This window comes from Streptomyces canarius (assembly GCF_014650735.1).
Classification (GTDB): domain Bacteria; phylum Actinomycetota; class Actinomycetes; order Streptomycetales; family Streptomycetaceae; genus Streptomyces; species Streptomyces olivaceoviridis.
Map to the genome: position 1 here is coordinate 1 of NZ_BMVN01000120.1, position 9166 is coordinate 9166.

Here is a 9166-nt window from a genome sequence, read left to right on the forward strand (position 1 = left end):
CGTCCGGGCCCGCACCCTCGCCGCCCGCACCGTCGCCGTCCGGGTCCCGCGCGCGGTGACCGACCCCATCCGCGGCGCCGCACGGTCCGTGCGCGCCGGCCACCGCGCGACACGGCCGGCCGATGTCGAGCCGTACGGGAACGCACGACGCGGCAGGAAAGGAGCACACATGCCACTGCTCGATCCGAAGCCGGGTGCGCTGCGCCCGCACCCGGCGGATGGTCCTTCCGTCGACCGGGTTCCCGACGACCGGGCCTCCGGTACGCCGGACGGCCTGCGGGACGCCCTCGTCGCGGAACTGGGCCCGGAGAAGGTCCTGCACAAGATCTCGGACCTGGTGAGGTACGCCTCGGACGCCAGCCCGTACCGTCTGGTGCCCCGTGTCGTGGTCATCGCCGAGACCACCGCGGACGTGGCCGTCGTGCTCCGCCACGCCCGCGACAACGGCCGCCACGTGGTCTTCCGCGCGGCCGGCACCTCGCTGAACGGCCAGGCCCAGGGCGACGACATCCTGGTGGACGTACGCCGTCACTGGACCGGGCTGGAGATGCTCGACGACGGTGTGCGGGCCCGGATCAAGCCGGGTACGACGATCGGGCGGGCCAACATCTCGCTCTCCCGTCACGGCCGACTGATGGGACCCGACCCCGCCAGTTCCCTCGCGTGCACGGTCGGCGGCGTCGTCGCGAACAACGCGTCCGGCATGACCGCCGGCACCACGCGGAACTCCTACCGGCTGCTGTCCTCCCTCACCCTGGTGCTGCCGTCCGGCACGGTCGTGGACACCGCCGCTCCGGACGCGGAGGAGCGGCTGCGGGCGGCGGAACCGGACCTCGTGGCGGCCCTGTCCGCGCTCAAGGCCGAGATCGAGGCGGACAGCGCGCTCGTGGCCCTCATCCGCGCCAAGTACGAGCTCAAGAACACCAGTGGCTACCGGCTGGACGCGTTCCTCGACGGGGCGACCGCCGTGGAGATCCTGCGCGGTCTGATGGTCGGCTCCCAGGGCACGCTGGGTTTCATCGCCGAGACCGTGTTCGACACGGTCCCCCTGGACCGGATGACCTGCACCGCGCTGCTGTTCTTCCCCGACCTGCCCGCGGCAGCCGCCGCCGTGCCCCTGTTCAACAGCGCGGGGGCCCGTGCCGTCGAGCTGATGGACGGCAACACCTTGCGCGCCTGCGCCGCCGTGGACGGGGTGCCCGACGACTGGCGGGACGTGCCGCGGGAGAACGCCGCGCTGCTGGTCGAGTTCCGCGCCTCCACGCCGGAGGACCACCTCGCCAACCAGCAAGCCGCCCGGGCCGTCGCCGAGGGGCTGGAGCTGGTCGCCCCCGTGGCGTCGGTGACGAACGCCTTCGTCACCGAGCCGGGCGTGGTGCACACCTACTGGCACGCCCGTGAGGCGTTCATGACCGCCGTGGGCAAGGCCCGGCCCACCGGGACGACCCTGATCACCGAGGACTTCGCCGTACCGCCCTCCCGGCTGGCCGAGGCCGGCGCGGCCCTGCTGGAGATGCAGGGGCGCTACGGCTTCGACGCCGCGGTGGCCGGTCACGCGGCCCACGGCAACCTGCACTTCCTGCTCGCCTTCGACGCCGCCCGGCCGGCGGACGTCGAGCGGTACGCGGCGTTCATGGACGAGTTCTGCGCCATGGTGGTCGACCGGTTCGACGGCTCCCTCAAGGCGGAGCACGCCACCGGCCGGAACATGACACCCTTCCTGGAGGCGGAGTGGGGGGAACGGGCCACCGAGCTGATGTGGCGGGTCAAGCAGGCCCTGGACCCGCACGGCGTGCTCGCCCCGGGCGTGGTGCTGAACCGCGACCCGAAGGCCCACCTGAAGCACCTGAAGACGATCCCCACCATCGAGGCCATCGCGGACCCGTGCATCGAGTGCGGCTTCTGTGAACCGGTCTGCCCGAGCCGGGACCTGACGACGACGCCCCGGCAGCGCATCGTGCTCCGGCGCGAGATGATGCGGCAGTCCCCCGACTCGCCCGTCACCGACAACCTGCTGGACTCCTACGGCTACGACGCCGTGGACACCTGCGCCGGCGACTCCAGCTGCAAGATCGCGTGCCCGGTCGGCATCGACACCGGGGCGATGATGAAGCGCTTCCGGCACCAGCGCCACGGTCGGCGCGCCGAACGGAACGCGGAGCGGGCCGCCCAGCGCTTCGCGGCCGTGGAGACCTCGGTCCGCGCCGCGCTCGGCGTGGCGGAGCACGTCGACGACCGTCTCCTGCGCGGCGTCACCTCGCTCGCCCGCAAGGCGGTCTCACCGGACCTCATGCCGGAGTGGATCAGCGCGATCCCCGCTCCGGCCGGCAAGCGACTGCCGCGGACCCGGCGCGAGGACGCCGCCGCCGTCTACTTCGTCGCCTGCGTCAACCGCATCTTCGCGGGTCCGGCCGGCGGCGAGGACCTCTCGCTCCCCGAGGCCGTGGTGGCCCTCTCCGCGCGGGCCGGGCGCCCCGTGTGGGTGCCGCCGGACCTGGGCGGCTCCTGCTGCGCGACGATCTGGCACTCCAAGGGGTACGACGACGGCAACACGTTCATGGCCAACCACACCGTCGAACGGGCCTGGGAGTGGACCGACGGCGGCGAGCTGCCGCTCGTGGTCGATGCCTCGTCCTGCACGCTCGGCATCGGGCACGAGATCGTCCCGTACCTCACCCCGGAGAACAGGCGCCGGCACGAGCGGCTCCAGGTCGTCGACTCGCTGGTCTGGGCGGCCGAGGAACTGGTGCCGCACCTGACCGCGGTCGCCACGGTCGGCAGTGCGGTGATCCATCCGACCTGCTCGATGCACCACCTCGGTGACGTGGCCCAGCTTGAGCAGCTGGCGCGGTTCGTGGCCGACCGGGTGACCGTCCCGGTGTACGCGGAGTGCTGCGGCTTCGCCGGTGACCGCGGGATGCTGCACAGGGAGCTGACCGAGTCCGCGACGGCCCATGAGGCCGAGGAGGTCATGGCGGGGGGCCACGACGCGTACCTCTCGGCGAACCGCACCTGCGAGATCGGCATGGAGCACGTCACCGGCCGTCCCTACCAGTCGGTGCTGCTGCTCCTCGAACGGGTCACCAGACCCGCCTGACCCCGCCGGCCGCCCCGTCCCCCGCACCACCGCCTCCGCCGTCGCCCGCGACGCACAGCACAGGAGAACCCGCCATGCGCATCGCCAACCTGTCCGGACGTCTGACCCTGCTCAAGGGCGGGCGGGCGGTGGACGTCCACGACGCCAGCGACGGCCGCTTCTCGTCCGACCCCCAGGCCGTGTACGAGCGCTGGGACGAGTTCCGCGCGTGGGCCGACGCCGGCACGGTTCCCGGTCTTCCCTACGACCCCGCCGATCTCGGCGCCCCGGCGCCCGCTCCCCGCCAGCTCTTCGCCATCGGCCTCAACTACCGCGAGCACGTGGACGAGGCCGGGTTCACGGCGCCCGAGGGCATGCCGCCCGTCTTCACCAAGTTCGCCGGCAGCATCACCGGTCCCCTCACCGATGTGGTGCTGCCCGAGGGGGGCCACACGGACTGGGAGGTGGAACTGGTGGTTGTCATCGGCCGGACCGCACGCCGGGTCCCGGAGGCCGAGGCATGGGACCACGTGGCTGGTCTGACCGTCGGACAGGACCTGTCGGAGCGCGTCCTCCAGATGAGCGGCCCGGCGCCCCAGTTCGGTCTGGCGAAGTCCTTCCCGGGCTTCTCCCCCATGGGACCGTGCCTGGTCACCCCGGACGAGTTCGACGACCCCGACAACCTCGAACTGCGGTGCCGCGTGAACGACGAGGAGGTGCAGCACGGCTCCACCCGGAACCTGATCTTCCCCGTGCCGGCGCTCGTCTCGAAGCTGTCGCAGGTGCTGGAGCTGTTTCCGGGAGACGTCGTCTACACCGGTACGCCGTCCGGTGTCGGCCTCGGACGGGAGCCCCAGCGGTGGCTCACCGCCGGCGACGAACTGGTCAGCTCCATCGAGGGCATCGGCGAGCTGAGGCAGCGGTTCGTGTCCGAGTGACCGCTGCCCCGCGTCGTCGCACGTGAGCGGCACATCTGGAACGTTCACGCGAGGTACCGACGCCGGGCGGCTGGCACGGTGTCCTGAGGCAGACAGGCTGAGGGGCAGGACACGTGTCGTCAGACGCAATCACACCGGGCCAGAGCAAGAAGTCGATCACCGTTCACTACACCACCGACGCGGTGCCCGAGCACCGGAGAGCGGCTTACTGGTCCGACGCCCTGGCCCGCACGTTCGCGGGTGCCGAAGCCTCCGTTCCGGTTGGCCGCTGCCGGGGCAGGATCCGGACGTCCCGGCTCGGCCCCGTGCAGGTGGTCACCGTCGAGGGCGGGCCGGTGTGGATACGCCGGCCCGCGCAGCCGGCCGAGTCCCTCCAGGACGGCTGCCTGATGGTCATGTCACTGTTGGAGGGCAGCGCTGTCGTGAGCCAGGGGTACCGGGAGACGCACGTGCAGCCCGGCGAGACCGTCTTCCACGACGCCACCCACCCCATGCGCATCGGGTTCACCGGCACCTTCCGTGCGGCCTGCCTGATCTTCCCGCGGGGGCTGATCGGATTGACGGAGACGCATCTGAAGCGGGTGCCGGCGACACCGATCAGCAGGTGCGCGCCCTCCGCCTCGCTGCTGTCGCCGCTGCTGGCCCGCCTCGGGGACACCGTGCCGAAGCTGCCGCCCGGCACCAGTGAGGTACTGGTGCGCCACGTCGTCGGCCTGCTTTCCGTCCTCGCCGAGGAACGGCTGCCCGAGGAGGCCGGTCTGCCCCAGGCCGCCCAGGACCTGCTCTCCCGCATCAAGGCGTACATCGACCAGCGTCTCGGCGATCCGGACCTGACGCCGTTGTCCATCGCGCAGACCCACCACATATCGACCCGCTACCTGCACAAGCTCTTCGAGTACGAGGACACCACGGCCAGCCGGTGGATCCAGCGCCGCCGCCTGGAGCGGTGCCGACGCGAGCTGGCCCGCCGGGGGTCCGCCGGCATGACCATCTCCGCCGTGGCGCGTCAGTTCGGCTTCTCCAGCGCGGCCCACTTCAGCCGCACCTTCCGCAGGATGTACGGGATGTCCCCCGCCGAGTGGCGGGACAAGGCGCTGCGGGACGGTGAGCCCACGTCTTCCGAAGGAGCCGCCACCCACCGGGCCGGGGTGGAACCGCGGGTGGCGCACCCGGCCCTGTTTCCGGCCCGGCGGACGTCCGGGACCGTCGCGGCCTGAGACGACCGGCCACCCCTCCCCGCCAAGCGGCCCTTTCCAGCCATCCATACGTTTTCCGCCAAACACAACCTGTGGGTGCCATAGTGGAGCACCGGCGCGCCGTGCGGGGCACACGCAGCGGTCATTGTGGTATGGCCTGGCCTCGGCCGGGTGCTCGCAGAGGGAAGGAACGCCTGTGACGGCGATGGGGCAATCGCCGTCCAGAGGCGGTCTGCGCGGCCGGGAAGCCGAAGTGGAGCGGCTCCGGGCGCTGGTCGACTCGGTGGCGCGTACGGGCAGCGCGGCCCTGGCGCTGATCAGGGGCGAGGCGGGCATCGGCAAGACGGTGCTGCTCGACGACTGCGCCGGCCACGCGGGAGCCGCGGGCTTCTCCGTCGGCCTGGGCGAGGCCGACGAACTGCACCACCTGGTGCCGCTCTCCTCGCTGACGGCCTGCCTCACCCACCAGGACCGGCCGCTGCTGTCGGACGAGGCGTTCGCGGATCTGTCACGGGGGCATGACCACCGGATCTGGCTGGTGCAGCACCTGGCGGAGCAGATCGAGGCCCTGGCCGCGCGCACCCCGGTGCTCATCGGGCTGGACGACGTGCAACGGGCGGATCCGCTGAGCCGTTTCGTCCTGACGCAGCTTCCGGCGCGCGTGCGCACCTCCCCCGTGCTGTGGCTGCTGACCAGGCGCTCAGGCCCGTCCGGGGAGGCGGACGAGATATGCGCTGCGGCGTCCCGCGCCCTGCCGGCCGTCGACGTACGTCTGGGCCCCCTCTCGTCGTCGGCCATCGAGCAGCTGGCCGACGACGTCCTGGGGACGGGCGTCGACGAACAGGTGCGCGACCTGCTCGAAGGCGCCGGAGGCAATCCCTTCCTGGCGGTCGAGCTGCTCACGGGGCTGCGGTCCACGAACTCCTCCGGGGAGCCGGTCCCGACGGGGCTGGTGGCCGGTGTGCGCGGCAGGCTTTCGGCACTCTCTCCCGGCACACTGCACCTCCTGCGGATCGGCCCGTGCTGGGGCGCCGGTTCCGGTTCCAGGACGCCGTCGCGCTGAGCGGTCAGCCCTCGCTGGCCATGGTCGGGATGCTGGACGAGGCGGTGCGCGCCAACGTACTCGCCGACGAGGGAGACTCCCTGGTCTTCCGCCACGACCTGCTCCGCCAGGCGGTCTACGCCGACATCCCGCCCGCCGACCGACGGGCTCTTCACCGGGAGGCCGCCCAGCAGCTCGTCACCGCGGGCCACCAGCCCATCGAGGCCGTCTCCCACCTGCTCACCGGGGCACTGCCCGGTGACGAGGAGGCGGTCCTGCTGCTGCGGCGAGCGGCCGACGACGTGCTGCCCGTGACACCGGCCCTCGCCGCCGACCTGCTCACCCGCGCTCTGGAACTGACACCGCCGCGGCGCCCCTCCGGCTTCGAAGTCGGCGAACGGGCGATCGTCGCGCTGACCCGGGCCGGCCGGAACAAGGAGGCGCTCGCGACCGGGGAACGGCTGCTCGCGCGACAGCCTCCGCCGGCCGTGTCCAGCCGCCTCCAGGCGGCTATCAGCGCGACCTTGTGGAACCTGGACCGGGCCGAGGACCTGCGGCACCGGCTCGACGCCACGCTCGCGGCCGGCGGCGCCTCGCCGGAGACCGCGGCCCGGCTGAGGGCCCTGCGCGCCCTGGCCCTGTCCCGCGGCAACGACCTGTCCGCGGCGCGGGCGGACGGCGAGGCGGCGCTACGGGAGGCCGTCGCGATCGGCGACCGCGAGGCACACGTCCAGGCACTGTTCGGGCTCGGTGAGACGGCGCTCAACGCCGGCGAGACCGCCGAAGCCCTGCGACTGTTCACCACCCTCAGCGCGGTCGATCCCGCGTACCTGCCCGAGGAGGTCATGGCCTGTCAGCACCTGGACGACTTCGCCCGCGGTGAGCGCCTGCTCGCCCGGGCGACGGGGCAGAAGGACGGCTCGCTCCGCGAGGGCATGCTGCTGTGGTCCCAGGGACATCAGCGTCTGGGGCTCGGGCAACTCGACGACGCCGAGGCCGACTTCGTCACCGTGGAACGCCTGGAGAACGAGGTCGAAGCGCCGGTGCATCAGGTCAACGCCCGGGTCATCCGGTCCCGCATCGGCCTGCTGCGCGGCGACCTCGCGGCGGCGCGGCACGACTTGGTCGCGGCGCGCAAACGGCTGGCGGTGAAGCCGAATCCCGGGAACACGGCCGCCGTGCGCTTCCTGGAGGCCCTCCATGCCGGCGCCGCGGACGATCACGCACTGGCCCTGGAGCGGCTCCGGGAGGTCCAGCGGCACGACGGCCTCCTGCGGTGGCGCCTGCTACGCACCTGGGTCGACGAGGCGGTCCGCATCGCCCTGCGGGGCGGCGACCGCGAGCTGGCCGAGGATCTCGCCGCACAGGCCGAAGCGCACGCCGCCCGCAATCCGGACGTGCCGACCGCCACGGGCCTGGCGGCGCAGACACGCGGGCTGGTCGCGAACGACGTCGACCTGCTCGGGTGTTCCGTCACCCTCCTGCGGGGCGGTCCCCGGCCGCTGAACCGGGCGGCGGCGCTCGTCGACCTGGGAACGGCGCTGGTGAACGCCGGCCGGCGGGCGGAGGCGGTGGAGGCCCTGACCGAGGCGCGGGCCACGTTCGCCGAGTCGGGGGCCCATGCCGCCGCGGCGCGGGCGCAGGGCCTGTTGGGACGCGCGGGAGCGCGTGCCCGGCGGGCGTCGGCCGGCCCGCGTCCGTCCCAGGGCTGGGAGGCGCTCACGGCGTCGGAGCGGAAGGTCGCGCGCCTGGTCGCCGCAGGCCACACCAACCGCTCGGCGGCCGACCTGCTCGTCGTCTCGCCGCACACGGTCAACACCCATCTGTCCGCCGTCTTCCGCAAGCTGTCCGTCAACTCCCGGGTCCAGCTCACGCGCGTGGTCGCCGCCTCGGAGGACGACTGACCGGCGGACCGGGTACGGCGGGACGATCACCACCAACGGTCACCACCCGTGCGTGGTCCCCGGCGCCGCTCCTTCCGACGGCGCCCGAGCCCGCAGGCGGGGCGGCCCGCATACGGCAGGCCGACCGGGAACTGCTGACGTCCCCCGCGGGTTCAGTGACCGGTGCGCACCGACAGCGCGGCGTCGAGGATCACGTCGGTCACCGCGCGCGGGTCGCTGACGGCGACGGCGTGCGGGGCGTGGACGGCGGTGACGCGGGCCCTGGCCCGGGTGGCCATCCAACGCTGCGCGGCGGGCGGGATGTTGCGGTCCTCGGTGGCGATGAGGTACCAGGTGGGCAGCTCCTTCCAGGCGGCCGCGGTGGCGCGTTCCCGGAGGGCGGCCACGGTGATGGGACGCTGCCCCACGGCCAGGGTCTCCGCGATGGTGCCGGGGACCCCGGCAGCGAACTGCCGGTGGAACAGGTCCTGGCGGATGAGGAGTTCGTCGCCCTGGCCGCCGCCGGGCAGCGGGTACTTCTGGGTGACGGTGGTGCGCGACAGGGAGCTTCCCGGGTACGTGTCGGTCAGCTCCGCCGCGCTCTCGCCGGCGTCGGGGACGAAGGCGGCGATGTAGACGAGTGCCTTGACGTGGGCGGCGCCGACGGCGGCACGGCTGATCACGGCGCCGCCGTAGGAGTGGCCGACGAGGATGATGGGGCCCTCGATGCCGTCGAGGACGCTGCGGAGGTAGGCGGCGTCACCGGCCAGTGAGCGCAGGGGGATCGGCGGGGCGACGACGCGGTGCCCCTGCTTGAGCAGCCGCTCGACCACGGGGGCCCAGCTCGACGCGTCGGCGAAGGCGCCGTGGGCGAGGACGACGGTGGGGTGGGCCGCGTCGGGGGCGGCCGGGGCGGTCGTGCCGGTCGTGGTGTGGGCCGGGGCGGCGTGGGCGAGGCCTGCGGCGCCCAGGGCAGCCGCGCCGGCCAGCATGGACACGGTCACGGTACGCCGTGACAGAGGTGTGTTCAT

At 73.1% G+C, this 9166-nt stretch carries 6 protein-coding genes; 5 read left to right on the forward strand and 1 reads right to left on the reverse strand.

Annotated features, from left to right (window positions below; translation table 11 throughout):
- Nucleotides 1-169: 169 nt before the first annotated feature.
- From IE294_RS45775 to IE294_RS45790, 5 genes are all read left to right on the forward strand, one after another.
- A complete protein-coding gene (locus IE294_RS45775) occupies nucleotides 170-3097 on the forward strand; it encodes an FAD-binding and (Fe-S)-binding domain-containing protein (protein WP_189895242.1) in 2928 nt (975 codons plus the stop codon).
- 74 nt (nucleotides 3098-3171) lie between these two features.
- A complete protein-coding gene (locus tag IE294_RS45780) occupies nucleotides 3172-4014 on the forward strand; it encodes a fumarylacetoacetate hydrolase family protein (RefSeq protein ID WP_189895243.1) in 843 nt (280 codons plus the stop codon).
- A gap of 113 nt (nucleotides 4015-4127) precedes the next feature.
- Entirely contained in the window at nucleotides 4128-5231 is a 1104-nt protein-coding gene (locus tag IE294_RS45785; protein ID WP_189895244.1) for a helix-turn-helix domain-containing protein, read from the forward strand.
- A gap of 184 nt (nucleotides 5232-5415) precedes the next feature.
- Complete coding sequence (locus tag IE294_RS48830) at nucleotides 5416-6273, forward strand: AAA family ATPase (protein ID WP_229918195.1); 858 nt, start codon at nucleotides 5416-5418, stop codon at nucleotides 6271-6273.
- Nucleotides 6231-8156 (forward strand): helix-turn-helix transcriptional regulator, encoded by a 1926-nt coding sequence (locus IE294_RS45790; protein ID WP_229918197.1) that lies wholly within the window; start codon nucleotides 6231-6233, stop codon nucleotides 8154-8156. The genes IE294_RS48830 and IE294_RS45790 overlap by 43 nt, the downstream gene beginning before the upstream one ends.
- 152 nt (nucleotides 8157-8308) lie before the next feature.
- Here the strand turns inward: IE294_RS45790 and IE294_RS45795 are convergent, their stop codons facing one another.
- Nucleotides 8309-9166 carry an alpha/beta fold hydrolase gene (locus IE294_RS45795; protein ID WP_189895245.1) on the reverse strand — a complete coding sequence of 286 codons (858 nt, stop codon included), beginning with the start codon at nucleotides 9164-9166 and terminating at the stop codon, nucleotides 8309-8311.